Origin of the sequence: Bosea sp. PAMC 26642 (assembly GCF_001562255.1) — a bacterium.
In the GTDB taxonomy this organism is placed as follows: Bacteria; Pseudomonadota; Alphaproteobacteria; order Rhizobiales; family Beijerinckiaceae; genus Allobosea.
This window is the reverse complement of record NZ_CP014301.1, coordinates 506815-532048: the sequence shown is the minus strand read 5'-3', so window position 1 is coordinate 532048 and position 25234 is coordinate 506815. Positions and strand designations below refer to the sequence as shown.

Annotated in this window: 25 protein-coding genes and 1 tRNA gene; 15 read left to right on the top strand and 11 right to left on the bottom strand. The window is 65.9% G+C overall.

The annotated features are described in order from the left end of the window. The first annotated feature begins 3 nt into the window (after positions 1-3). The gene (locus tag AXW83_RS02500; RefSeq protein WP_066610332.1) at positions 4-1503 is read left to right on the top strand and encodes a tripartite tricarboxylate transporter permease; all 1500 of its coding nucleotides are present in this window, start codon (positions 4-6) and stop codon (positions 1501-1503) included. A gap of 123 nt (positions 1504-1626) precedes the next feature. Next, the gene (locus tag AXW83_RS02495; RefSeq protein ID WP_156639709.1) at positions 1627-3045 is read left to right on the top strand and encodes an APC family permease; all 1419 of its coding nucleotides are present in this window, start codon (positions 1627-1629) and stop codon (positions 3043-3045) included. Between the two features lie 81 nt (positions 3046-3126). On the opposite strand, the gene AXW83_RS02490 is transcribed toward AXW83_RS02495, so the two are convergent. The 4 genes from AXW83_RS02490 to AXW83_RS02475 all read right to left on the bottom strand — a co-directional run bounded on the left by AXW83_RS02490 (position 3127) and on the right by AXW83_RS02475 (position 6453). Then, entirely contained in the window at positions 3127-3657 is a 531-nt protein-coding gene (locus tag AXW83_RS02490; protein WP_066610330.1) for a DUF2059 domain-containing protein, read from the bottom strand. Between the two features lie 183 nt (positions 3658-3840). Continuing rightward, positions 3841-4479, bottom strand: a complete 639-nt coding sequence (gene rpiA / locus AXW83_RS02485) for a ribose-5-phosphate isomerase RpiA (RefSeq protein ID WP_442855239.1) — start codon at positions 4477-4479, stop codon at positions 3841-3843. A 59-nt stretch (positions 4480-4538) separates the two neighbouring features. Beyond that, the gene (locus AXW83_RS02480) at positions 4539-5990 is read right to left on the bottom strand and encodes an NAD-dependent succinate-semialdehyde dehydrogenase (protein WP_066610326.1); all 1452 of its coding nucleotides are present in this window, start codon (positions 5988-5990) and stop codon (positions 4539-4541) included. 124 nt (positions 5991-6114) lie between these two features. Continuing rightward, positions 6115-6453, bottom strand: coding sequence for a hypothetical protein (locus AXW83_RS02475; protein ID WP_082767441.1), 339 nt, complete (start codon positions 6451-6453; stop codon positions 6115-6117). A 189-nt stretch (positions 6454-6642) separates the two neighbouring features. On the opposite strand from AXW83_RS02475, the gene gph reads away from it, so the two are divergent. After that, positions 6643-7368 carry a phosphoglycolate phosphatase gene (gene gph / locus AXW83_RS02470; protein ID WP_082767440.1) on the top strand — a complete coding sequence of 242 codons (726 nt, stop codon included), beginning with the start codon at positions 6643-6645 and terminating at the stop codon, positions 7366-7368. On the opposite strand, the gene AXW83_RS02465 is transcribed toward gph, so the two are convergent. Continuing rightward, positions 7325-7399 (bottom strand) — tRNA-Val (locus AXW83_RS02465). The two genes, gph and AXW83_RS02465, sit on opposite strands and share 44 nt — an antisense overlap. Before the next feature lie 94 nt (positions 7400-7493). Between AXW83_RS02465 and AXW83_RS02460 the strand changes: the two genes are divergently transcribed. The 3 genes from AXW83_RS02460 to AXW83_RS02450 all read left to right on the top strand — a co-directional run bounded on the left by AXW83_RS02460 (position 7494) and on the right by AXW83_RS02450 (position 9488). Further along, positions 7494-7853, top strand: a complete 360-nt coding sequence (locus AXW83_RS02460) for a RidA family protein (protein ID WP_066610322.1) — start codon at positions 7494-7496, stop codon at positions 7851-7853. Positions 7854-7863: 10 nt separating this feature from the next. Next, a complete protein-coding gene (locus tag AXW83_RS02455; protein WP_066610316.1) occupies positions 7864-8733 on the top strand; it encodes a lytic transglycosylase domain-containing protein in 870 nt (289 codons plus the stop codon). A gap of 179 nt (positions 8734-8912) precedes the next feature. After that, complete coding sequence (locus AXW83_RS02450; RefSeq protein WP_066610315.1) at positions 8913-9488, top strand: L,D-transpeptidase; 576 nt, start codon at positions 8913-8915, stop codon at positions 9486-9488. A 256-nt stretch (positions 9489-9744) separates the two neighbouring features. On the opposite strand, the gene AXW83_RS02445 is transcribed toward AXW83_RS02450, so the two are convergent. Together AXW83_RS02445 and AXW83_RS02440 are read right to left on the bottom strand one after the other, a co-directional pair. Further along, complete coding sequence (locus tag AXW83_RS02445) at positions 9745-11172, bottom strand: phospholipase D-like domain-containing protein (protein ID WP_082766902.1); 1428 nt, start codon at positions 11170-11172, stop codon at positions 9745-9747. 63 nt (positions 11173-11235) lie between these two features. Then, positions 11236-11604: a gamma-butyrobetaine hydroxylase family protein gene (locus tag AXW83_RS02440; RefSeq protein WP_066610313.1), complete on the bottom strand. Its 369-nt coding sequence runs from the start codon at positions 11602-11604 to the stop codon at positions 11236-11238. Positions 11605-11764: 160 nt separating this feature from the next. Here AXW83_RS02440 and moaA point away from each other — a divergent pair, with 160 nt between their 5' ends. From moaA to AXW83_RS02420, 4 genes are all read left to right on the top strand, one after another. Next, complete coding sequence (moaA, locus tag AXW83_RS02435; RefSeq protein WP_236841910.1) at positions 11765-12793, top strand: GTP 3',8-cyclase MoaA; 1029 nt, start codon at positions 11765-11767, stop codon at positions 12791-12793. A gap of 98 nt (positions 12794-12891) precedes the next feature. Next, positions 12892-13491, top strand: coding sequence for a hypothetical protein (locus tag AXW83_RS02430; protein ID WP_066610311.1), 600 nt, complete (start codon positions 12892-12894; stop codon positions 13489-13491). Then, a complete protein-coding gene (locus AXW83_RS02425) occupies positions 13481-14956 on the top strand; it encodes a hypothetical protein (protein WP_066610309.1) in 1476 nt (491 codons plus the stop codon). Before AXW83_RS02430 ends, AXW83_RS02425 begins: the two co-directional genes overlap by 11 nt. 9 nt (positions 14957-14965) lie before the next feature. Further along, entirely contained in the window at positions 14966-15730 is a 765-nt protein-coding gene (locus tag AXW83_RS02420; RefSeq protein WP_066610307.1) for a hypothetical protein, read from the top strand. 6 nt (positions 15731-15736) lie between these two features. Here the strand turns inward: AXW83_RS02420 and AXW83_RS02415 are convergent, their stop codons facing one another. Beyond that, positions 15737-17500 carry a methyl-accepting chemotaxis protein gene (locus tag AXW83_RS02415; RefSeq protein ID WP_082766901.1) on the bottom strand — a complete coding sequence of 588 codons (1764 nt, stop codon included), beginning with the start codon at positions 17498-17500 and terminating at the stop codon, positions 15737-15739. A gap of 214 nt (positions 17501-17714) precedes the next feature. On the opposite strand from AXW83_RS02415, the gene solA reads away from it, so the two are divergent. From solA to AXW83_RS02390, 5 genes are all read left to right on the top strand, one after another. Beyond that, positions 17715-18854, top strand: coding sequence for an N-methyl-L-tryptophan oxidase (gene solA / locus AXW83_RS02410; protein WP_066610303.1), 1140 nt, complete (start codon positions 17715-17717; stop codon positions 18852-18854). 23 nt (positions 18855-18877) lie between these two features. Next, complete coding sequence (locus tag AXW83_RS02405; RefSeq protein ID WP_066610301.1) at positions 18878-19777, top strand: DMT family transporter; 900 nt, start codon at positions 18878-18880, stop codon at positions 19775-19777. After that, on the top strand, positions 19774-20961 hold the full coding sequence (locus AXW83_RS02400) for a multidrug effflux MFS transporter (RefSeq protein WP_066610299.1): 1188 nt from the start codon (positions 19774-19776) through the stop codon (positions 20959-20961). The genes AXW83_RS02405 and AXW83_RS02400 overlap by 4 nt, the downstream gene beginning before the upstream one ends. 117 nt (positions 20962-21078) lie before the next feature. After that, a complete protein-coding gene (locus AXW83_RS02395; protein WP_156639706.1) occupies positions 21079-21675 on the top strand; it encodes a TRAP transporter small permease subunit in 597 nt (198 codons plus the stop codon). A gap of 175 nt (positions 21676-21850) precedes the next feature. Continuing rightward, entirely contained in the window at positions 21851-23515 is a 1665-nt protein-coding gene (locus AXW83_RS02390) for a TRAP transporter large permease (RefSeq protein ID WP_082767439.1), read from the top strand. 107 nt (positions 23516-23622) lie between these two features. Here the strand turns inward: AXW83_RS02390 and AXW83_RS02385 are convergent, their stop codons facing one another. The 3 genes from AXW83_RS02385 to AXW83_RS02375 form a co-directional block, all read right to left on the bottom strand. Next, on the bottom strand, positions 23623-24489 hold the full coding sequence (locus tag AXW83_RS02385; RefSeq protein ID WP_066610294.1) for an NAD(P)-dependent oxidoreductase: 867 nt from the start codon (positions 24487-24489) through the stop codon (positions 23623-23625). Positions 24490-24617: 128 nt separating this feature from the next. Then, a complete protein-coding gene (locus tag AXW83_RS02380; RefSeq protein WP_066610292.1) occupies positions 24618-24911 on the bottom strand; it encodes a type II toxin-antitoxin system RelE/ParE family toxin in 294 nt (97 codons plus the stop codon). After that, positions 24899-25171, bottom strand: coding sequence for a CopG family ribbon-helix-helix protein (locus AXW83_RS02375; protein ID WP_066610290.1), 273 nt, complete (start codon positions 25169-25171; stop codon positions 24899-24901). The genes AXW83_RS02380 and AXW83_RS02375 overlap by 13 nt, the downstream gene beginning before the upstream one ends. Positions 25172-25234: the final 63 nt, after the last annotated feature.

Below are 25234 nucleotides of genomic sequence, written 5' to 3'. Positions count from 1 at the left end.
ATCATGGAAACCACAGTCGCATTGCTGCACGGCTTCTCCGTCGCGCTCGAGCCCTCCAAGCTGATGTTCTGCCTGATCGGCGTGTTCCTGGGCACCGCCGTCGGCGTGCTGCCGGGCATCGGTCCGGCACTGACGGTGGCGCTTCTGCTGCCCGTCACCTTCAAGCTCGATCCTGCCGGCTCGATGATCATGTTTGCCGGCATCTATTACGGCGGCATGTATGGCGGCTCGACCACCGCCATCCTGCTGAACGCACCCGGCGAGAGCGCCTCGCTCGCGACCGCGCTCGAAGGTTCGAAGATGGCCAAGGCCGGACGCGGCGGACCCGCTTTGGCGACGTCGGCGATCGGCTCCTTCGTCGCCGGCACGATCGCGACGATCGGGCTTGCGTTCCTGGCGCCCTGGCTGGTCGAGGTCGCGGTCAAGTTCGGCCCCTGGGATTACTTCGCGCTGATGATCGTCGCCTTCGTCACGGTCTCGGCGACCTTCGGCGATTCGCCGCTGCGCGGCCTGACCAGCCTGTTCCTGGGCATCACGCTCGGGCTCGTCGGCATCGACAAGCTGACAGGACAGGCGCGCCTGACCTTCGGCGTTCCCGACCTGCTGAACGGCGTCGAGGTCACGACATTGGCGGTCGGTCTGTTTGCGGTCGGCGAGGCGCTTTATGTCGCCTCGAAGCGCTTCCGCGACCCCGAGGAGATCATCCCGATCAAAGGCTCCCTGTGGATGACCAAGGAAGACTGGAAGCGCTCCTGGGCTCCCTGGCTGCGCGGCACCGCCTTCGGCTTCCCGATCGGCGCGTTGCCGGCGGGTGGAGCGGAGGTGCCGACCTTCCTGTCCTATTCGACGGAGCGGAAGCTCTGCAAATATCCCGAGGAGTTCGGCAAGGGCGCGATCGAGGGCGTCGCCGGGCCAGAAGCCGCCAACAATGCCTCGGCGGCCGGTACGCTGGTGCCGCTGCTGACGCTGGGCCTGCCGACCTCGGCGACAGCCGCGATCATGCTGGCGGGCTTCCAGCAATACGGGCTCAACCCCGGCCCGCTGCTCTTTGCCGAGAAGCCCGATCTGGTCTGGGGCCTGATCGCCTCGCTGTTCATCGCCAACGTGATGCTGGTGATCCTGAACCTGCCTCTTATTGGACTATGGGTGAAGCTGCTCGCGATCCCGCAGCCCTGGCTCTATGCCGGCATCCTCGTCTTCGCGACGATGGGCACGGTCGCGGTGAACGCCTCGCCGGTCGAGCTCGGGATGCTCTTCGTCTTCGGCTATCTCGGCTACCTCATGCGGCGCTACGACTATCCCGTCGCGCCGATGGTGGTCGGCCTGATCCTGGGGCCGATGGCGGAGGCGCAGCTGCGCCGGGCCCTGCAGATCAGCCTCGGCGACCCGATGATCCTGCTGGAGAATCCGATCTCGGCAACGCTGCTGGGTCTGGCCTTTATCGCGCTGGTCGCGCCTTTCGTGATGAAGGGGCTGAACAAGTTCAAGGCGTCGGAGGATTGAGCCTTCCGCCCGACGGTGATCGAGGGGATCGCCGCGGTTGAACAAATGTGGCGTGAATGTGTTTCCTTGGGAGCGGTGGCCGGCGTAACCTGACGCCTCGGCCCGTCCCCGGGAGACATGTCAATGACTGACGCCACGCTTTCAGCCTCAACGACGCCGACAACCGAGCCCACCCTTAACCGCGTGATGGGCCCCTGGCTGCTGCTTCTGTTCATTGTCGGCGACATTCTCGGCACGGGCATTTATGCGCTGACCGGTCAGGTCGCCAAGCAGGTCGGCGGTGTGGTCTGGCTGCCGTTCCTGATCGCCTTCATCGTCGCGATGGTGACCGCCTTCAGCTATCTCGAACTGGTCACGAAATATCCGAAGGCGGCCGGTGCGGCGCTTTATACGCACAAGGCCTTTGGCGTGCATTTCATCACCTTCATCGTCGCTTTCGCGGTGATGTGCTCAGGCATCACCTCGGCCTCGACGGCGTCGCGCGCCTTTGCCGCCAACATGTCCAATGCCTTCGGCCTGGGACTTTCGGGCGGGTTCGGCATCACGCTGATTGGGCTTGGGTTCATGGCGCTGGTGGCGGCCGTGAACCTTCGCGGCGTCGGCGAAAGCGTCAAGGCCAATGTCGTTCTGACCTGCGTCGAGCTGACCGGACTTCTGATCATCATCGGCATCGGCCTGATGGCCATCATGGCGGGCCAGGGCGACGTCTCGCGCGTGCTGGAGTTCAAGACGACGGGCGATTCCGGAGCGTTCTGGCCGGTGATCGCCGCGACGACGCTCGCTTTCTTCGCCATGGTCGGATTCGAGGATTCGGTGAACATGGCCGAGGAATGCAAGGATCCCAGCCGCATCTTCCCGAAGGTGCTGCTGGCGGGCCTCGTCATCACCGGGGTGATCTATGTTCTGGTGTCGATATCGGCGATCACGCTGGTCTCGCCACAGGACCTGGGCGAGGGCGAGACACCCCTGCTGAAGGTGGTTCAGGCCGGCGCGCCCAACTTCCCGCTCTGGATCTTCGGCTTCATCACCATGTTCGCGGTCGCCAACAGCGCCTTGATCAACATGCTGATGGCGAGCCGGCTGGTCTACGGCATGAGCCGCGAGCACGTGCTGCCGCCGCTGCTCGGCAAGGTGCATGCGACCCGGCGTACGCCCTATATCGCGATCGGTTTCACGACGCTGCTGGCGTTCGGGCTGATCACCTTCGTCGGCGAGGTGCCGGCGCTGGGCGGCACGACGGCGCTGCTGCTGCTTTGCGTCTTCACCATCGTCAACATCACCGTGCTGGTGCTGCGCAAGGACAAGGTGGAGCACGAGCATTTCCGCACGCCGACGCTGCTGCCGATTCTCGGTGCGCTGGCCTGCGCCTTCTTCGCGGGGCCGTGGACGGGGCGCGACATGGTGCAGTACCAGATCGCCGGGGCCTTGATCGCAATCGGCGTGGTGCTCTGGGTCGTGACGGTGATGGTCAACCGCGCCAGCGGCGTGCGGCCTGCCGATCCGACGATCGACGAGCTCGGCCGTCGCGGCCCGGTGAACTGAGGCCTCCGAGGCCTCACCGGCAAAACGAAAAGCCCGCCGGCGCGGTGCGCCGGCGGGCTTTGTGTGTTCACCCGGACAGGGTCAGAGCTTGTGGCCGCGCTTGCGCATCTCTTCGGCAAAGCGGTCGAATAGGAAGTTGCTGGTCTGGACCGACCAGGGCTGCAGCACGCCAAAAATCTCGTCCAGAGCCTGGTTGCGCGTCAGGTTGTAGCGCTGGCCGACGGGGGACCGGAAGAACGAGACGATCTCCTTGATGTCGGCCTCCGGCATCTTCTGGGCGAAGATCACCGCAGCGCTCGTCATGATCTCGTCGCGCTTCTTGTCCGCCTCGGGCTTCAGCGCCGCGACGACCTCGTTGGAATCCTTGAGCATTTCCGGCCGCGTCGAGGAGACGAGTTGCTGCGTCTCCTTGCGAAACTCGGGATAGATCGCGTCGAAGGAGCCAGACAGCCCGGTGATCTGGATGAGGTCGCGCGCGAGCTGGATGTGGGTCGGCGTCAACGGAGCCGACGGCGCCACCGCCGGGGCGGGCGCTGGCGCCTGCGCGAAGGACGGCACGGACACGACAAGGGCGAGGCCGAAGGCGGCGCCTGCGATCGAAAAACGGTTCATGGCGACAGGCCCCTTCACTCATGCGGCCGCCCGGTCGGGAGCCGTATCGGTGGGTGCACTCTATCAGTCAGCACACCCAGCATCTGCGGATTTCGTTTCGCCGAAGCGGCGTGGAATCGCGACCGCCGGACGAGCCGCCGGTCTGCTTGGCCGTTCCTTAGCGTGCTTTGCGCGAGAATGGAATCATTCGATCGTACCCAGGCAGACGAGACCGTCGACGCCCGCCAGAATCGCGGCCGAGGCGAGGCCGAGGAAAAGACCGTGCTCGACCACGCCCGGCACTCGGGTCAGCGCGGCAGCCAGCACCTCGGGCTGCGCGATAGCGCCAAGATGCGCATCGAAGATGTGGTGGCCGCCATCGGTGACCAGCGGCGTGCCGTCCGAATGGCGACGCAGCTTCAGTTCGCCCGCGCAACCGGCAGCCGCGATCGCGGCGGCTATGGCGCGCCGCGTAACCTCGATACCGAAGGGCACGACCTCGATCGGCAGCGGGTATCGGCCAAGCATCGAGACCAGCTTGCCGTCATCGGCGATGACGACCATGCGCTTCGAGGCGCTGGCGACGATCTTCTCGCGCAGCAGCGCCGCACCGCCGCCCTTGATCAGCCGCAACTCGGAATCGACCTCGTCGGCGCCATCGATGGTGAGGTCGAGTTCGGGCGTCTCGCCCAGCGTCGACATCGGGATCGCAAGCGAGAGGGCCTGCGCTTGCGTGAACTCCGACGTCGCGACACAGATCACGTCGAGGCCGGCCTTGACGCGCGCGCCGAGCAGATCGACGAAATGCTTCGCTGTCGAGCCCGTGCCGAGGCCGAGCCGCATCCCCGGCCTGACCAGTTCGAGCGCGCGGGCTGCCGCCTGCTTCTTGAGATCGTCCTGCGTCACGCGCCGAGCCCGCCCATCAGCATGTATTTGATCTCGACGAACTCATCCATGCCGTGGAGCGAGCCCTCGCGACCCAGGCCCGATTCCTTGACGCCGCCGAAGGGGGCGACCTCGGTGCCCAGCATCGCGGAATTGATGCCGACCATGCCGTATTCGAGCTCCTCGGCGACCCGGAAGGCACGGCCGAGATCCTTCGAATAGAAATAAGCGGCGAGCCCGAAAGGCGTGTCGTTGGCCATGGCCACGACTTCCTCCTCGGTCTTGAAGCGATAGACGGGCGCGACCGGGCCGAACGTCTCCTCGTTGGTCACCAGCATCTTCGTGGTGACGCCCGACAGCACGGTCGGCTCGTAGAAGGTGCGGCCGAGCGCGTGACGATGCCCGCCCACAACGACCTTCGCGCCATGGCTGACCGCATCGGCGACGTGGCGCTCGACCTTCTCGACCGCGCGCTCATTGATCAGCGGGCCCTGGACGACGCCGACCTCCGTGCCGTTGCCGACCTTCATCTTCGCGACCTCGCCGGCGAACTTCGCGACGAACTCGTCATGGACGCCGTCCTGCACGAAGAGCCGGTTGGTGCAGACGCAGGTCTGGCCCATGTTGCGGAACTTGGCGGCGATGGCGCCCTGAACGGCGGCGTCGACATCGGCGTCGTCGAAGACGATGAAGGGTGCGTTGCCGCCGAGTTCGAGCCCGACCTTCTTCACGGTCGAGGCCGCCTGCTGCATCAGGAGCTTGCCGACCGGGGTGGAGCCGGTGAAGCCGATGAAGCGCACGGCGGGATGGCTGGTCATGACCTTGCCGATCGCGACCGCATCGCCGGTGACGATGTTGAGCACGCCGTCGGGGAAGCCGGCCCGGATCGCGAGTTCGATCAGGGCGAAGGCCGTCAGCGGGGTATCAGGCGCGGGCTTAACCACGAAGGTGCAGCCGGCGGCGAGGCCGGGCGCGCATTTGCGGGTGATCATCGCGGCCGGGAAGTTCCAGGGCGTGATCGCGGCGCAGACGCCGACGGGCTGCTTCTGGATGATGATGCGCGAATTCGGGAAGGGCGAGGGAATGGTCTCGCCATAGATGCGCTTGGCTTCCTCGGCGTAGAACTCGACGAAGGAGGCGGCATAGGCGACCTCGCCGCGCGATTCCGTCAGGGGCTTGCCCTGCTCGGCGGTCATGATCTGGGCGAGGTCCTCCTGGTTCGCCATGATCAGGTCGAACCATTTGCGCAGGATCAGCGAGCGCTCCTTGGCGCTCTTCTTCGCCCAGGGCTTGAAGGCGCGCGAGGCGGCTTCGACGGCAGCCGTGGTCTCCTCGGCGCCGAAGCGCGGCACCCTGGCCAGAACCTCGCCGGTCGCGGGATTATCCACCGCATCGACGCCATCGCCGATCCAGGCGCCATCGATGTGGCACTGCGACTTCAGGAGCGACGGGTCGTTGAGCTTCAGCATGGCGGCCTCCGGCAGAGCACAGGATTGATGCCGGTGGCTCTACCACGCCCGGGCTGCCGATTTCGACAGCCAATCTGGCATGGCGACGGCATTATCTGCGCAGCCATGCCTTCGTGGAAGCGCGTTATTTCGCCTGTGGGGTACAGACGACCTTGTCGTCGAAAACGTAGCAGATGCTCATCTCGCCGGTGCGGACATTGACCCGGAAGATGCCGCCCTCGCGCTCGTGCCGCGAGGGCATCAGGAGATAGTCGCTGGGGGCCTGGGGACCCGCGCCCTCGCCCGGCGGGAAGCAGACGGTGACGCCGATGCCGCCTTCCTTGAGCTGGAACTGGCAGGCGCCGACCTCACCGGTCGGTTTGTCGATGCGATAGATGCGGTTGAGGTCGGTCTGCGGTGCGGGCGCGAACTCGAAGGGAGCGGCCTCAGCGGAAGAGGCCGCAAACAATGCGACAGCGATCATGCCGCTGAGCGAGGCAATGCAGCCCCGGCGCGAGACGCATTTTTCCCTGATGTTCGACACGGCCGGACCTCGTCTGACGAATCAACGGGACGTTAGCACCATTGGCGATGCGTTTGACGATGTCAGCAGTGTCGCGCTTGCCAAGCGGAGGTGAAACCGCTTCAAGCCCCCTTCCAACGGAGCGACGCCATGAGCCTGCCCCCCATCGTCGTCTTCGATCTCGACGGCACGCTCGCCGAGACCGCGCCCGACATCATGCGCGTGCTGAACGTCATCCTCGCGCGCGAAGGCCTGCCGGTTCTGCCGCTGGAGCGGGCGCGCGAGCTGGTCGGAGCCGGTGCGCGGGCGCTGATCGAACGCGGCTTCAAGGTTTCGGGCCGGCCGCTCGACGCCGAGACGCTGGAGAGGCTGTTCGAGGATTTCCTGCTGATCTATGCGCAGGATGTGGCGGCGGACAGTTTCCTGTTCGACGGTGTTCTCGAGGCGATGGAGGCGCTTTCGTCGGAGGGCTACCTGCTCGCGGTCTGCACCAACAAGCCAATCCTGCATACGCGGCTGATCCTCGACCATTTCGGCATCACCGAGCGCTTCGCGTCCGTCGCGGGGCGCGACAGCTTCCCGTTCCACAAGCCCGACCCGCGGCATCTGACGATGACGATCGAAGCAGGCGGCGGAGATCCGAAACGTGCCGTGATGATCGGCGATTCACGCACCGACATCGACACGGCGAGGGCTGCCGGAATCCCGTCGATCTGCGTGCCGTTCGGCTATACCGACGTGGCGATCGGGACGCTGAATCCGGATATGGTGATCCAGCATTTCGACGAACTGCCGGGGGCCGTTGCCAAGGTCGCGACGCGCTGGGCGGCGATGGTGGGCGACACAGGGATCGAACCTGTGACCACTCCCGTGTGAAGGGAGTGCTCTACCGCTGAGCTAGTCGCCCGCACCGGCCCTTCTCCTAGTCGCGGAGCCGGATCGCGTCAAGGATAGGGTGGACACCGGAATCACCACCGATTTGGACAGGGATTTGCCTCACAATGACCATCGAACGGACGGGCCTGACACCACGCTGGTGCGACGCGGCGGCCTTCAACGGCATCGTCTTCCTCGCCGGCCATGTCGCCGAGACGACGCAGGGCGCCGCTCTGGCGGAGCAAACGGCGGAGGTTCTGGCGTTGCTGGAAGAGACGCTGGAAAGCGCCGGGAGCGGCAAGGAGAGCATTCTCAGCGTGCAGATTTTCCTGACCGACATCGGCAAAATCGCCGAGATGAACGCGGTCTGGGACGCCTGGGTCGCGCCCGGACAGGCGCCGGCTCGCGCGACCGTCCAGGCGGCGCTGGCCTCGCCGGGCTATGCCATCGAGATCACGGCCGTCGCTGCCAAGCGGTCGGCCTGACGGTCGCCGCATGCGTTGGCGGGTCGCCCTTCTGGCTGCGGTCATGCTCGGTCTGCCGCAGGCTCTCGCGGCGCAGGAGCCACCTTCGTCGGGCATCGATGCGGCGCTGTGCCGCCTGATCGACGATGCCGCAGTTGCCAACGCCGTACCGCCCGCCTTCCTGACGCGGCTGATCTTCCAGGAATCGAGCTTTCGCGCCGGCGTCACCAGCCCGGCAGGTGCGCAGGGCGTGGCGCAGTTCATGCCCGGTACGGCACGCGAGCGCGGTCTGGCCGATCCGTTCGATCCCGAGCAGGCCCTACCCAAGGCCGCCCATCTGCTGGCGGAGCTGCGCCAGCGCTTCGGCAATTGGGGGCTCGCAGCCGCAGCCTATAACGGCGGGCCTGGCCGGGTCTCGGCCTGGATGGCCGGGCGCGGCGGCCTGCCCTTCGAGACCGAGAACTACGTCTTCGCGATCACGGGAGCGACGGCGCAGGCCTGGGCCGACGACGCGCGAGAGGCGGCCAATGGCGAGGGCCGCGACCGCCCTGCCCGCGCAGCGGCCCCCGACAGTGCCGCGCTCTGCCTGACGACGTTAGCGTCGATCAGAGCCGGCAGGCCACAACTGGCCACCATCGAAGCGCCATTCGCGCCGTGGGGCGTGCAGCTTGCCGGCAATTTCTCGAAAGCGCGGGCGCTGAGTGCATTCCAGCGGGCGGGGAGCCGACACCGCGCCATCATCGGCGAGCTTCAACCCATGGTCATCGGCACAAGGCTGCGCAGCCGCGGCACGCGTGCCTTCTACAGGGTGCGGCTGCCTGCCGCGACACGTGTCGAAGCCGCAGCCCTGTGCCGCCGAATCCAGGCCAATGGCGGCGCCTGCGTGGTGCTGCGAAGCTGAACGGATGCCGTTTATGTTGCAGGTGCGCAACGGCGGTGCGCAAAGCCCTGGGCTCGCGCCGATGTGATGGGGTCGCAATTGCGACTCCGGCAGGAGTCTGACAAAAAATTGAGAAGACGTTGACCTTTTTGGGCCAACTTCATGACCCGCGCCCCTTCCCGTCGCCTTTAGAGGTCCAGATGAACCGTTTTTCCCGCCTGGCTATGATCGCCGGCCTGGTCGCCGCCGCGACCTCCGCTTCCGCCTATGAGATCGATCCCCTCACCCGCCAGCCGCTCGTGCAGGGCGTCGAGCCCGCCAAGGCGCAGGCGACCGCGATTCCGCGTGAGGTCGTCTCCTATGACGGCAAGCAGCGCCCCGGCACCGTTGTGATCAACACCAGCGAGCGTCGCCTCTATCTGGTGATGCCCGACGGCAAGGCGATGCGCTACGGCGTCGGCGTCGGCCGCCCCGGCTTCGACTGGGCCGGCTCGCAGAACATCACCCGCAAGGCCGAATGGCCAACCTGGACACCGCCTTCGCAGATGCTGAAGCGCCGTCCCGACCTGCCGCGCTTCATGCCGGGCGGCCCGGAGAACCCGATGGGTGCCCGCGCCATGTATCTCGGCTCCTCGCTCTATCGCATCCACGGCTCGAACGAGCCGGAGACGATCGGCCAGGCGGTCTCCTCGGGCTGCATCCGGATGCTGAACGAGGACGTGATCGACCTCTACGAGCGCGTGAAGGTCGGCACCCGGGTCGTGGTCGCGCGCTGAGCATTTTGCACTGAGAGCTGGAAAGGGCCGGCGGAGACGCCGGCCCTTTTTTCTTGCGCGCGAACTGACGATCACCGGCAATGCGGCTCGTCATTCCGGGGCTTCGCGGAGCGAAGAGCCCGGAACCCATAAGCGCGACCGCATCCGGAAGAAGCGACAGGCCGCCACAACGCCTCTTCCGGCAGCCCGCTGTGCATATGGGTTCCGGGCTCGGCCCTGCGGGCCGCCCCGGAATGACGCAGGTTTTGCTGCAGATCTAAATGTAGGGCATCGTGAGCCTGGCCGCCGCATCGCGTATCTTCACCATGGGCCAGCGAGCATCGAGGTCGGCCAGCGTGACGGCATGGCCCCGTTTGCTGTCGATGATGTCGTTGAGGCGCCGCACCAGGTCGCGATCGTAGAATTCCAGCGTGATCTCGAAGTTCAGCCGCAGGCTGCGCGCATCCCAGTTGGCGCTGCCGATCAGGCACCAGGCGTCGTCGATCGTCGCGAGCTTCGAGTGATCGAAGGGCGGCGGAGAGCGCCAGAGGTGGCAACCGGCGTTGATAAGCGGCCGGATATGCGCCTGCATCGCCCATCCCGCCAGGCGATGGTTGTTCACCGCCGGGATGACGATGTGAACCTCGACGCCCCGCAGCGCGGCCAGCTGCAGTGCGGTGATGACCTGCTCGTCGGGCAGGAAATAGGGCGTCACGATCCGCAGCGACGACGACGCGGAGTTGATCGCCGACAGCAGGACCAGCATGAGTTGGTCGACGCTCTGGTCCGGCCCTGAGGAAATGACGCGGGCAGGCGCGCTGCCGCCGCGATCCACGGCCGAAGCCCACTCCGGGCCGTCGAGAACCTCCAATGTCGAGAAGGCCCAGTCGTCCTGGAAGCTCTCGGCGACCTGCCTGACGACAGGCCCCTCGACCTCGAAGTGCATGTCGCGCACCGGCTCGCGCGGCTGCGTCGCCAGCAGGTTTTCGGCGCCGATGTTGAGGCCGCCGATGAAGGCTTTCTCACCGTCGACGACGAGAATCTTCTTGTGCAGCCGCAGATCGAGCAGTGGCATCTTCCATGGCAGCAGGGAATGAAGATAGCGGGCGGCCGGCACGCCCCGCCGGCGCAAGCGGTGGTAAGCCCGGGACAGCAAGAAGCCGCCGCCGAAGCCGTCGATCAGAACCCGAACCGCGACACCGCGGTCATGCGCGCGGGCCAGCGCCTCGACGAAGCGCAGGCCGAGTTCGTCGGCCCGGAAGATGAAGGTCGAGAGCGCGATGCTGGATCTTGCACCGTCGATGGCCGCCAGCATCCGCGGATAGGCTTCGTCGCCGGAGTCCAGCACCGCGACGACCGTGCCGGGCTCCGTCGGCAATCCGGTGATCGCTCCAACCGCGATCTGCAGACTGTCGGAAGGACCAGCGGGGACGGTCTCGGCCGTGGCAGGCCCGGTGCCGCCCTCGCTTGCGCCGCGCAGGCGCCGGGCGCGGCGCTTCACCCGGTTGATGCCGAAGCCGAAATAAAGCAGCGGACCAAAAAAGGGCGAAAGCCAGGCCAGGCCGATCCAGCCGATGGCGGCGGGAACGTCGCGCTTTCCTAGCAAGGCATGGATCGTGACGATGCCTGCGGTAGCGACGTGGGCGGCCGTCAGCAGCAGGGGGCCGTGAGCGGACAGCGTCGGTGTCAGGGCGGTGGGGTCCATGGCTTTACCGGATTTACGCGGAAATGCCCTGTTTTGACATCGGAAAAGCTCCGCGCGACCGGCCTATCGCCGCCCTCCCCGCTCACGCGAAAGTCCCTGCTCGGCCAGCGCGTCGAGATAGGCCTGCATCTTCGCCTCGCCTTGCTCGCCGAGTTCGCGCAGATAGACCCAGGCAAAGATGCCGGTGTCGTGCATGTCGTCAAAGGTCAGCTTGACGGCATAGTGGCCAACCGGATCGACCTTGAGGATCTCGACATCGGCCTTGCCGGGCACGGTCTTCTTCTGCGTCGGGCCGTGGCCCTGGACCTCGGCCGAGGGGCTCTCGACGCGCAGCAGTTCGGCCGGCAGCGCGTAGGACGCGCCGTCCTCGAAAGTGACATGCAGTGTTCTACGATCCTTCGACAGGCGGATCTCGGTCGGCCAGGCTGACATGATCGTGCAATCTCCAGGGCCGGATGCGACGATGGCCGCGCTTGACCTTGGCGTCCGCAATGCCAATGTCTCGGGGCTAAAGCAATCGGCCGTCGCAGCCCTCCTGGGTGATAAGCGGCCGACCTGATCCTGGGATGACGCCCGCGTGCTTCTCGACGACATCAAGCCCAATGGAATCTCTCAGATCGCGCGTGCGCCGCTGATCGATCCGTTCGGCCGCGACATCTCGTATCTGCGCATTTCGGTGACGGATCGCTGCGATTTCCGCTGCGTCTACTGCATGTCCGAGGACATGACCTTCCTGCCGAAGCGCGATCTGCTGACGCTGGAGGAGATCGACCGCGTCGCCACCGCCTTTGTCGCGCGCGGCACGCGCAAGCTGCGGCTGACCGGCGGCGAACCGCTGGTGCGGCGCGACGTGATGAGCCTGTTCCGCTCGCTCTCGCGCCATCTCGCCTCCGGCGCGCTGGAAGAACTGACGCTGACGACCAACGGCTCCCTGCTCGACCGCTATGCGCAGGAACTGGCTGACTACGGCGTGCGGCGGATCAACGTCTCGCTCGATACGCTGGATGCCGACAAGTTCCGCAAGATCACGCGCTGGGGCGATCTCGGCAAGGTGCTCGGCGGCATCGAGGCGGCGCGCAAGGCGGGGCTGCGGGTCAAGATCAACGCCGTCGCACTCAAGGGCGTCAACGAGGACGAGATCGAGAGCCTGATGAGCTGGGCTCACGGGCTGGGCATGGACCTGACGCTGATCGAAGTGATGCCGATGGGCGAGATCGAGCCCGGCCGCATCGACCAGTTCCTCCCGCTCTCGATCGTGCGGGCTCGGCTGATGGACCGTTACAACTTGATCGACGATCCCTACCGGACGGGCGGGCCTGCGCGCTATGTACGCGTGAAGGAGACCGGCGGGCTCGTCGGCTTCATCACGCCGATGACGCATAATTTCTGCGAGAGCTGCAACCGCGTCCGGCTGACCTGCACCGGCACGCTCTATATGTGCTTAGGGCAAGAGGACGCCGCCGATTTGAGGGCGCCGATCCGCGCCTCGGCGGACGACGCCATGCTTCACCGCGCCATGGACGAGGCGATCTCGCGCAAGCCCAAGGGCCACGACTTCGTCATCGACCGGCGGCGCGAGCGGCCCGCGGTCGGGCGCCATATGAGCGTGACCGGCGGCTAGGACGCAGGTATCGGATTTCCGACGCGGCCGGACGCAATCTTGACCTCCTATCATGGTCGGATAGGTTGGGCGCTGGTCGAGCGTGTTGCGGGTGTTGGATGCTGCGGACGATCCATCCCAAGATCAGATCGACATTTCATACATTCGGCCGCGTGGTGCGGGATACCTACTGCGCAAGACTCGTCGCCATCGCCCATGCTTTGTGGCGAGACATCCGGATACTCTCCTGCTTCGTGATCGTGCTGCTGATCTTCTGCTTCTGGAGCGCTTCCAACGCGGCCCTGCGCGTATTCGGCGTCGTCGCCCCGAACGCAGGCTGGCTCTTGCTGACGCTCGGCCTGCTTGCCGCGCTGTTGGCTTTCATCGTCGTGCTGGAACTCTGTGCCGCCGTCGTGACGACTGGACTGACTGTCGTGCTACAGCTCTCCCATGACACCGGCAGGCATATCATTGGAACCATGCTGACCATGCTTGCGATCGTCGCCTGCGTGTTCGCCGTCCTGCAGGTGCAGGGCGATGGCGGCCGAAGCCTCGCCGCCTGGGTCGCGCCCTCGATTCCGATCGCAGCAGCGCTGACCGCGCTCGCCTTCTGGTTCGACCGCGCCTATCGCCGACCTGCCTATCCGGGCTTCCGCGACTTTCGAGCCGATGTCGTGGATGCGCGCCAGTTCATGATGCGGGCCTCCCATGTCCATTGACCCGCGCGACACCTCGCCAGCCCGCCAGATGCCCGATCTGCCGCCGATCTCAGGCTATCACCTGGCCGAAAGCGTTCAGGCTGGGCAAAGCGGCGCCAGCGACGCCGTCTCGAACCATCCGCCGCCGCATTCCTCAATGCTGTCGCAGACCGAACTCGCGCTCCTCGGCAAGGTCCGGGACATGCAGGTGGCGCTTCGGCAGGAGGTCGGGGCCAAGCTCAACGCGGTCCATGCCGCCGTTCTCGGCGCGCGCGAGCGCTTTACCGAGTCGCGCTACGCGACTCGTGTCAAATCGATCGAGGCCGCAATGCGCGCGGCTCTGACCCGGCATGGCAGCGAGCTCGAGCAGAAGGTCTACGACGCGCTCCGGGCCAAGCGGGAATACGAGTACTTCAACTACGTGCACAAGCGGATGAGCGACCCCAAGCTCGACAAATGGCAGTTTATCCTGGCCTTTCTGGTGGTGCCGCTGGCGATCGAAAGCCTGCTGAACGGCAATTTCTTCGCCGAAGCGAGCGATTTCGGCCTGGTCGGCGGAGCAGCGACGGCCGTCATCATCTCGGCGCTCAACATTTCACTCGGCTTCATCATGGGGCTGGGGCCGGTGCGCTACTGCCAGCATGTCAAGGCCTCTCATCTGTTCTGGGCCCTGCCCGCCTCTGTCGGGATAGCGCTGGTGATCGTGCTGTTCAACCTGGCCGTGGGTCATTATCGCGAGATGCTGATAGCCAATCCCGATGCCACCTCGATCCAGGTGGTGCCGCGGATGCAGGCAAATCTGCTCGCCATCTACGATCTGAAGTCGATCGCACTGGTGATCATCGGCTGCCTCGTCGCCTTCGTCTCGGCTTCAAAAGGCTATGCCGCCTTCGGCCACTATCCCGGCCATGCCAGCGCCTACAAAAGCTGGCGGCAGCGCTGGAGCGCGGTGGAGACCGAGCGGCGGCGCATCGATGTCGATCTGCTGCCGGAGCTGGAGCAGTTGCGCGGGCAGGTCGAGGATTTCCGAAGCGATTGCCGGGCGGAGATCGGCCAACTGCGGATCGCCAAGACGCAGGCCGACGAGGCGCGCGACATCTACTTTACGCGGCTGCAACAGCTGCGCGACGCCAAGGACGCGGCGCTGATGCAATATCGCGACGCGAACCTGAAAGTGCGCACCGATCTGCCGCCGGCCTATTTCTCGCAAGGCGTGACCTTGCCTGAGATCGACCAGCCGCCGGAGCTGGAAAGTTATGGCGCACTCGTGGCGCTCCTCGCCGACTTCGAGCGGCAGCTCGCCAATATGCCGGCGCTGATCGAGGCCAAGCTCAAGGACCAGTTGGCACTGATCCGCGGCGTCGATCTGGCGGGCGAGATCGAGCGGCTGAAGGCGCGCGCCGCAGAGGCCGGGCGCGACGCGTTCGAGCAGGACGAGGCGGCGCGCAAGACCATCGCCGCCGAATTCGTTGCCACGGCTCGTTAGGCGCAGACGATGAAGAACGAGAGCTGGGCGATCGTCGCCTCCGTTCTGGCGGGCGCCGCGCTGATCGGCTTCTTCGCAGCGCCGGCGCTGCTCGGCGGCCCGCCGCGCGATCCGGAGACCTTGTGTCGCAAGACCGACCCTATCGGCCACACGCTGATCCTCGTCGACAAGAGCGACCCGTGGAGCGAGGTCCAGGCCGGGCGGCTGAAGCGGCTGGTCAAATCGGTCGGAGAGGCGCTGCCGGCCGACCGGCTGCTCTCGATCTACGTTTTCAACGACAGTTTCGAGCCGGGCTTTCCGGCGCTGATCGCGCTGTGCAATCCCGGCCGCACCGCCAGCGAGCTGATCGGCAATCCGCGGCGCGACTACCTGAAATGGGTCGAGAAGTTCGGCAAGCCGCTCGACGAGGCGCTGGTCGTGCTGGCGCAGCCGGCCAAGGGCAACCTCTCGCCGATCGTCGAGGCGATGGGCGATGTGATGTCGCGCCGCGAAACGCGGGTGCAGAGCGGAGACAAGACGCTGCTCGTGGTTTCCGACATGCTGCAGAACTCGCCGCAGTTCACGGTGTTCGGCAACGGGCCCGGCGCGCGCGATCCCGAGCGGCTGCGCCGGCTGCTCGGCAAGACCTGGGCGGATTCGGGTGGCGCGAGCTGGCAGCTGCAGGTGCATCAGGTCCAGGGTGCCTATGACGCGCAGCGTCTCGAACAGGCCAGCGGGCTGTGGCAGCCGGCGCTGCGGGCGCTTGGCATTTCGTTCGTGTGGGAGCGGCTGTAGCGCCACTCACATCTTGTATGCCATCCGCACTCCGCCCCAATGCCGTCCGCGCACGCGCAGCGGCGCATCGACTTCGCGCATGACATGGGTGACGCCGCCGCCCATGTCGCGGCGGTAGGACTGGACGAGGAAGGGCCTGACCGAGCGGGCCGCCATGATGCCGGCGCGATCGTCGAAGATGCGGCGATTGCGGCTGTGGGCGGCATTCCAGACCGGATCATCGGGCCGCTGCGGCTGCGAAAACTCTTCGTTGTGGACCGGGAGATAGCCGTTGCGGTCGATCGGCAAGGCGAAGACGAGGCGTTTGTCCCCGGCCAGCGTCGCGGCCAGGAGCGGCGGCAACTGCGCTTCCAGAGCGGGCAGCGCCCGGTTGGCGTATTGCCGGGGATCGGTGCCGGGCAGCAGTTGGTAGTCGATGTCGAAGAGATCGCTTTCCGTCAGTTTGCCCCGCTCCAGCGCGCTTTCCATCAGCGTCACGACAGCGGCGGCAAAAACCTGCGCCTTGTCGATCAGCGGCCGGTAGGAGCGCGCGATCTCCTCGACCAGTCCGTTCAACGGGTGGTTTTGCGCAATGGCCGCCTCGTGGAAGGCGACATGCAAGCCGATTTCGGTATTCGCCACGAGGCGGCACGCGATCGGCGGCAGGCCGTCGAGCACGATGGTGCCGGCCGAGCCCCACCGCAGTTCCGCCTGTCCCGGGCAGGCGAGCAGCGCGCCGCCCAGTCCAAGATCGACGGTCTGGCAGGACGAGGCGATGGCGCCGAAGCGGATTTCAGCGCGATGCTCGGCCGGGTAGCGATCATGATGGCGCCGGTCAGCGAAGGCGGAATGACGCAGAGTCGGTATGAAGCGCCGCAACATGCTGTCGGCCTGACGCGCGCCGTCCGACAGGGCTTCCCGGGCGCTGGCGCTTTCGCCCGCCGCCGCGAGCGCGACGCGGTCGATGTCATCGACGCGGTGCAGGACCGTCTCGACGAAGCGGGCCGTCGCCTCGGCGCTGCGCGACAGTTCGGCAGCGGCCGCCGCCTGTTCATGCGAGGCGCTACCGATGGCGGCGATGACCGGGTTGACGTCCCGGACCATCTGCAGCGCCTCGTTGACGATGACAGCAGAGCCCTGCGCCGTCTGGGTCAGCCGATCGACCCGGCTGCGGATGTGATCGACGGCGTCGCGCACCTCGACCGAGAGCGACTTGACCTCCTGCGCGACGACGCCGAAGCCGCGGCCCGCCTCGCCGGCGCGGGCCGCCTCGATCGTCGCGTTCAGCGCCAGAAGATTGGTCTGGCGCGCGATCTCCGCAATCGAGTCGACGATGCTGCGAATCTCGATCGTCGCGGCGGCGAGGCCCGTCATCATCTGCGTCGCCTCGCCGGCGCGGATGGCGGCAGCATCCAACCGTTCGCGGGCGCTGCTCATCGAGCTGCCGACATCCTCGGCGGCCTGCGAGACTTGCTGGGTCGCCGTGGCGAGCGCGACCGAATTGGTGGTTGCGGTGAAGGTCGCGGCCCGGACATCGGCGATGCTGTCATGGATCTCGCGGGAGCGTCCCTCGGAGCGGGCCGAGAAATCCTCGGCGTGGTCGAGCCCGCCCTTGAGACGGCGCATCGCGGCCACGACGTCCTGTTCGAGCGTGCTGACGGCCTCGCGCAGGGCATCTTCGCCGCTATCGAGAACCGGGGCGGCGACGACGGAATCGCCGGTTGCAGCCAAGGCCGGCACCGCGACCTGACTTCGACCGCCCAACCAGCGCCGAACCCTGTCACGCAGCATCAGCCATTCCCGGACACCATTGAACCGTCCCGTTATGGTCGCGCATCGTTAACAAAGTCTCACGGCGATGTCTGGGCACAGCCGGACTGGTTCCCTTGAGCGCGGCGTCATCTGAAGACGGCCAGCGCTTCCTGCCATGCACCGGGCGGCATGGACCCGCGCCGGCCCGCGCTGTAAAGCTCGCGACCCGGTCGCCCGCAGCAGAGCCCTTCCGATGACGAGCCATAGCTATGACGTGATCGTCGCCGGCGTCGGCGCGATGGGCTCCGCCGCCTGCTGGCACCTGGCCCAGCGCGGGCTCAAGGTGCTCGGGCTCGAGCGCTTCGACCTTGGCCACGCGATGGGCTCGTCACATGGGATGACCCGGATCATCCGGCTGGCCTATTTCGAGGGCTCGCAATACGTCCCGATCGTGCGGCGCGCGCATGAACTCTGGCAGCAGACCGGCGATGCGGCCGGGATGAAGCTGCTCCATGTCACCGGCTCGCTCGATCTGGCGCCGGAGGGGTCGGGACCCGTCGAATCCTCGCTGCAATCCTGCCTCGACCACGGTCTGACGCATGAACAGCTGGATGCCAGCGAGATCGCGCGGCGCTTTCCTGCCTTCCAGCTGCCGGCAGGCCATATCGGGCTTTGGCAGCCCGATGGCGGCTTTGTCGCCTCCGAAAAGGCGATCTACGCCCATGTCGGGCTTGCGCAGTCGCGCGGCGCCGAGATCAGGACCAACGAGCCGCTTCTCGACTGGACGCCGACGGCTCAAGGCGGCGTCGTCGTACGCACGGAACGGGGCACCTATTCAGCCGGACGGCTCGTCATCACCTCCGGCGGCTGGATCGCGGATGCCGTGCCCGCGCTGGCGAAGAACGTCTCGACGGTGCGGCAGGCGATCGGCTGGTTCACGACGCGCCGGCCCGAGCTGTTCCGGGAAGGCGCGTTTCCGGTGTTCATCCTCAGCGTCGAGGAAGGCAATTTCTACGGTTTTCCGCTCTACGAGCACCCCGGGTTCAAGCTCGGCGGGCCGCATTTCGGCCGCGAGCCGATGGACCCGCGCGAAGACGACAGGACGCCGAGCCCACGGCAGCTGGCGCTCATCCGCGAATGTCTGGCACGCTATATCCCGGACGCGGCGGGCGAGCCGCTGACCGTCAAGGGCTGCGTGTACAGCGTGACGCCCGACGACGACTTCATCATCGACACGGTCCCCGGCGTGCCGCAGGCGGTGTTCGCATCCTGCTGTTCCGGCCACGGCTTCAAGTTCTCCAGCGCGATCGGCGAAATCCTGGCCGATCTCTCGACCTCCGGGCAATCGGCCTTCGATCTCACGCCCTTCTCGCTCGACCGTTTCGCGGCCTGAGCCAAGCGCAGCGGACCGACGCCTTGGCCAGTGCAGCCGAAAACCGCCGCGGCATCATCACGATGCTGACCGCGATGTCGCTCTTCACCTGCAACGACGCGTTGATGAAGCTCGCGCGCGAGGTCTATCCGGCAGGGCAAGCCATCTGTCTGCGCACGATCTTCGCGGTGTTGGCCGCCTTCGCTCTGGTTCTCGGCCTCGGGCACGCCGACCGACTGGTGCTCGCCTTCCGACCGATCGTGCTGCTGCGCGGCCTGGTTGAGGCGAGTGTGGCGCTGACCTTCATCTGGTCGCTCGGCAAGCTGCCGCTCGGCAATATCACCGCCATCGGCATGGCCTCCCCGCTGCTGATCGTCGTGCTGGCGGTGCTGCTCCGCATCGAAAAGGTCGGCTGGCGGCGAACGGTTGCCATCGCCGTGGGATTCTGCGGCGTGCTCATGATCGTGCGGCCGACCGCCGAGGGCCTTGACCCGGCGGTGGCCGTCGCGTTGTTCAGCACGCTGCTGATCAGCTGCCGCGATCTCCTCACCCGCAGCATCGGCAACGACGTGCCCTCCACCGTGGTCTCGCTGACGACGACCGTCCTCGTCGGCATCCTGGCTCTTGGTTACGGCCTGTTCGAAAGCTGGGAACCCGTTTGGCGGCGCGAGACCCTCTATGTCGCGGCTGCGGCAGTGCTGGTCTCGGCCGGCAGCTTCTTCATCATCGGCGCCTTCCGCAACACCGATCTCGGCGTCGTCTCCGGCTTCCGCTATTCGGTGGTGATCTTCGCCGTGGCGATGGGGTATCTCGTCTGGGGCGAGGTGCCCGACCCTCTCGCCATGGCAGGCATCGCGTTGATCGTCGGCAGCGGCCTTTACACCATGCACCGGCAGCGGGTGCGGCCCGATTCCAAGCTCAAGCTGCAAGGCCCACCGGCATGACATCGTCCCTCGTGCCGGCGAAACCGACGCTGCTGATGCTGGTCGCGATTTCGACCCTGCAGCCGATCGCGCTCAACCTGCTCGCGCCGGCGACGCCGATTTTGGCGCGCCATTTCGCTACAAACTACGCCGCGATCCAGCTGACGTTGACGCTGTTCCTGGTCGCGGTGGCCCTGACGCAGCTCGTGATCGGGCCGCTGTCGGACCGTTACGGACGCCGGCCCTGCGTCGTGGCCGGCATCGCGCTGTTCGTGCTCGGCTCGGTGCTCGGAGCGATGGCGACCTCGACCGGCGTGCTGCTGATGGCGCGCGTGCTGGAAGGCGCGGGCGCGGGCTCGGCCTTCGCCCTGACGCGCGCGATCATCCGCGATACCGCAGACCGCGACGAGGCGGCGAGCCAGATCGCCAGCGTCACCATGGTGATGGTGGTCGCGCCGATGATCGCGCCCTATCTCGGCGGCCATATCGAGGGCATCCTCGGCTGGCGCGCGATCTTCTGGTTCATGACGGCAGCGGGCGTCATCGTCCTGCTGCTGACGATCGCGCGGTTGCCGGAGACGGCTCCTCAGATCGGCGCGCAGACGTCGTTCCTGGGCATCTTCCGGGCCTTTCCGGCGCTGATCATCGATCGCGGCTTCGTCGCCAATGTGATCGCGCTGTCGATGAGCTCCGGGGCGTTCTTCGCGTTCATCGCGGCCGCGCCCTATATCGTGGTCGAGACCATGGGGCGCGGACCCGACGTCTACGGCACCTACTTCATCCTGAACGCGTTCGGCTACATGGTCGGCAACTTCGCCATGTCGCGGCTGGCCGTCCGGTTGGGAACGAGGCGGATGGTGCGGCTCGGGCTCGTGATCTCCTGCGTCGCGCTCACGGTCGCGCTGGGGCTCTCGCTCAGCCCATCCTGGTCGCCGCTGGGGCTGTTCCTGCCGTTGGCGGTGAACGCCATCGGCAACGGGCTGACGATCCCCGGCTCGACCGCGGAGGCGCTCTCTGCAAAGCCCGAACTCGCCGGCTCCGCCGCAGGCCTGATGGGCGCGATCCAGCTCGGCTCCAGCGCGCTCGCGACGATCCTGATCAGCTGGCTGGTGACGCTCTGGCCGCAGGCGCTGATGGTGATGATGTGGGCGATGATGGCGGTCGGGCTGGTCGGTCTGCGGATCGACCGATCCGGATCGCGCTGATCGCCCGCGATTGCGGCGCACAATCTTGTGCTGCCTTAAAGCTTCGTATAACAGCGCGACATGACCCTTATGCAAAGGGCGCATCCAGCCGACCAAAGGATGCCTGGGAGGACGAGCGTGGACGGACTACTCAAGATCAGCCGCGTAATCGACGCGATCAACCGCCAGATCGGCAAGAAGGTCGCCTGGCTGATCCTGCTGGCGGTCATCGTCGCGACGGTCAATGCGATCATCCGCAAGGTCTTCAACGTCTCGTCCAATGCCTGGCTTGAGCTGCAATGGATGCTCTTCGGAGCCGTGTTCCTGATGTGCGCCGCCTGGACGCTGCAGGTGAAGGAGCACATCCGCATCGATATCGTGAACAGCCTTTTGCCCAAGACCGTGCAGCGCTGGATCGACCTCGTCGGCCATACGCTGTTCCTGATGCCGTTCTGCCTGCTGATGGTCTATCATTCCTGGCCGTTCTTCACGCGCTCCTTCGCGGTCAACGAGCAGTCGCTCTCGGCCGGCGGCCTGCCGCAATGGCCGGCCAAGGGGCTCGTGATCGTCGGCTTCCTGATGCTGACCTTCCAGGGCGTGTCCGAGATCATCAAGCAGATCGCGATCATGCGAGGGCATCTGGAGGACGACGAGACGCTCAAGGGCCATGCCGCAGCCGCCGAGGCGGAGGCGCAGCGCCTGCTCGACCAGGCCAAGGCCGACGGCCTCGCCTGAGCGACCGATTTCTCGACTTGCCGATTTCCGCACTCGTCCGGACCATTGCCCAATGACCGCATCCCGCCTTTCGCGCGTCGCCGGCCTTCTGCTCGCGCTGACCGTCACTGCCTTTTTCAGCCTGCATACCGGCGAGGCCCATGCCGCCGGCTTCGCCGACTTCATGCGGGTCAACATGGCCCCGGTGATGTTCGCCGCGCTCGTAGCCTTCCTCTTGCTGGGCTATCCGGTCGCCTTCGCGCTCGCCGCCAACGGCCTGTTCTTCGCTATCGTCGGCATTGAACTCGGCATGTTTCAGGAGAACTTCCTGCAGGCGTTGCCGGAGCGAATCTACGGAACGATGAACAATGACGTGCTGCTGGCGATCCCATTCTTCACCTTCATGGGCCTGATCCTGGAACGCTCCGGCATGGCCGAGGATCTGCTGGACACGATCGGCCAGCTCTTCGGGCCGATCCGCGGCGGTCTGGCCTATGCCGTGATCTTCGTCGGTGCGCTGCTGGCGGCGACGACCGGCGTCGTCGCTGCATCCGTCATCTCGATGGGCCTGATCTCGCTGCCGATCATGCTGCGCTATGGCTACGACCGCCGGCTCGCCTCGGGCGTGATCGCGGCCTCCGGCACTCTGGCGCAGATCATCCCGCCCTCGCTCGTGCTGATCGTGCTGGCCGACCAGCTTGGCCGCTCCGTCGGCGACATGTATGAAGGCGCCTTCATTCCAGGCCTCGTTCTGGCCGCGCTCTATGCCGGCTACGTCTTCCTCGTCACCATCATCTATCCCAAGCGCGCACCCGGCCTGCCGCCGGAGGCGCAGACGCTGCGCGACGCCGATGGCCAGACCCGCCGGATGTCGCTGCTGGTCATCACGATCATCGCCTTCGGCACCGCCTATGCCTGCATGAAGCTTTTCACCAAGATCCAGGCCGGTGCCGACTTCGTGATCCTGACCATGTCGATCGCGGTCGGTGTGTCCTTCGTGCTGGCGATCATCAACAAGGTACTGAAGCTCGGCCTGCTTTCGCGCATGGCCGAGCAGGTCATCTTCGTGATGGTGCCGCCGCTGGCGCTGATCTTCCTGGTGCTCGGCACGATCTTCATCGGTGTCGCGACACCGACAGAGGGTGGCGCGATGGGTGCGGCCGGCGCGATCCTGCTCGCCTATGGCAAGCGGCGCATGACCTTCGACCTGCTCAAGCAAGCGACGGAATCGACCGCCAAGCTCTCAGCCTTCGTGCTTTTCATCCTGGTGGGCGCGCGGGTGTTCTCGCTGACCTTCTACGGCGTCAACGGCCATGTCTGGGTCGAGCATCTACTGGTCGGCCTGCCGGGTGGGGCGACGGGCTTCCTGATCGTCGTCAACGTGATGGTGTTCTTCCTCGCCTTCTTCCTCGACTTCTTCGAGCTCGCCTTCATCGTGGTGCCGCTACTGGGGCCGGCGGCGGAGAAGCTCGGCATCGACCTGATCTGGTTCGGCGTCATCCTGGGCGTGAACATGCAGACCTCGTTCATGCATCCGCCCTTCGGCTTCGCACTGTTCTTTCTGCGCTCGGTCGCGCCGAAGGACCGCTACCGCGACAAGGTGACGGGCATCATGATGGAGCCCGTGACGACGGCGCAGATCTACTGGGGCGCCGTGCCGTTCGTGGTGATCCAGTGCATCATGGTCGCGATGGTGGTGATCTTCCCGCAGATGGTGATGCACTACAAAGCCTCGGCCGTGCAGCTCGACCAGAAGTCGATCGACAAGCAGTTCGACTCGATCCAGATCCCGGGCCTGGGCGGAGGCGGCGGATTGCCGGGCCTCGATCTCAACCAGCCGCCATCGCTCAATCTGAAATAGCGCCGCGCAACAAAAAGGCCCCGGAGCGATCCGGGGCCTTTTGCTTGTCTCGGCCGTTATTGCGAGCGCAGCGAACTAATTCAGCTCCTCGCAATGACGGGGGCGCCTCAGTCCTCCAGGCGCGCGATCAGGCTTGAGGTATCCCAGCGCCGGCCGCCCATCTTCTGGACCTCGGCATAGAACTGGTCGACGAGCGCCGTAACGGGAAGCTGGGCGCCGTTGCGGCGCGCCTCCTCCAGCACGATGCCGAGATCCTTGCGCATCCAGTCGACGGCGAAGCCGAAATCGAACTTGCCGGCATTCATGGTCTTGCCGCGATTTTCCATCTGCCAGGAGCCGGCGGCGCCCTTCGAGATGACTTCCAGCATGGCCTCGACATCCAGCCCGGCACGCTTGGCGAAGTGCACGCCCTCGGACAGGCCTTGGACGAGGCCGGCAATGCAAATCTGGTTGACCATCTTGGTCAGCTGGCCCGAGCCCGCAGGACCCATAAGCTTGCACATGCGGGCGAAGGCGGCGATCACCGGTTCGGCGCGGGCATAAACGGCCTGATCGCCGCCGCACATCACGGTCAGGACGCCGTTCTCGGCGCCCGCCTGCCCGCCGGAAACGGGCGCGTCGATGAAGCCGAAGCCGCCAGCAGTGGCCGCCGCGTCGAGTTCGCGCGCGACGCCGGCCGAAGCCGTGGTGTGATCGACGAAGATCGCGCCCTTCTCCATGCCGGCGAAGGCGCCGTTATCGCCCAGTGTGACCGAGCGCAGATCCTCGTCATTGCCGACGCAGCAGAAGACGATTTCCTGGCCCTTGGCCGCATCGGCGGGCGTCGGCGCCGAGATGCCGGCGTGCTGGGAGACCCACGCTTGCGCCTTCGTCGGATTGCGGTTGTAGACCGTGACCTCATGGCCCTTGGCCTTGAGATGGCCGGCCATGGGATATCCCATCACGCCGAGACCGATGAAGGCGACTTTGGTCATGTTTCTCTCCAGGTGGGATTCTTGTGTTGCGGCTTGGGTTTAGCGCGGCGGACAGCTCGCGCAAACCAGTGTTGAAACGACGCTGGCTTGGCCGACATTGCAGAAGGAAGGTAGAGACATATAACCAATTAGTAGTCCTCCTCGCGCTGGTGGCGAAAAGCGAGGAGGAACACCGTATCAGTGCCGAGATCATATCGGTAAAGGGCGACATATCCGGATTCGCCGTAGCTGATCAGGAGTTCCCGCAGCTCACCCTCCCCAGACAGCGGCCGCCCGATACCGGGATGCGTTGCGAGAATCGCAATACGTCGAAGAATTGCCTCCGTAGCCATCCTGGCAGCGCGAGGGTTTGTCGGATCAAGGAAACGGCGGCAGCGTTCAACGCCGAGGCTTGCAGCCCGCGTAAAGGCTATCTGTGGCAAGGCGGCGGTGGGCCTTCAGCATCAGTACCCCAAGTGTCCAACCAAGCGCTGACTTCCTCAAATGTGAGGTGAAGGCCCGTCTCCTGAAAATCCCGCCAGGACTCAAGCGCTTCCTGCTGGAAACCCAGCCGCGCCTCAGCGCGCGCCACATATTGCTCGATCGCTTCGACTATGACCGAGCCGGCCGAGCGCTGCTGGCGCTCGGCAAGTTCGCGAATACGAACCTTAAGTTTCGGATCAATGTCGAGCAATGTGTCCATGCTGTCCTCGGGCGGGGGAACTTTCGCTTCGCAATTTAGGCAGCTAGACGCGGGCTGTCCAAC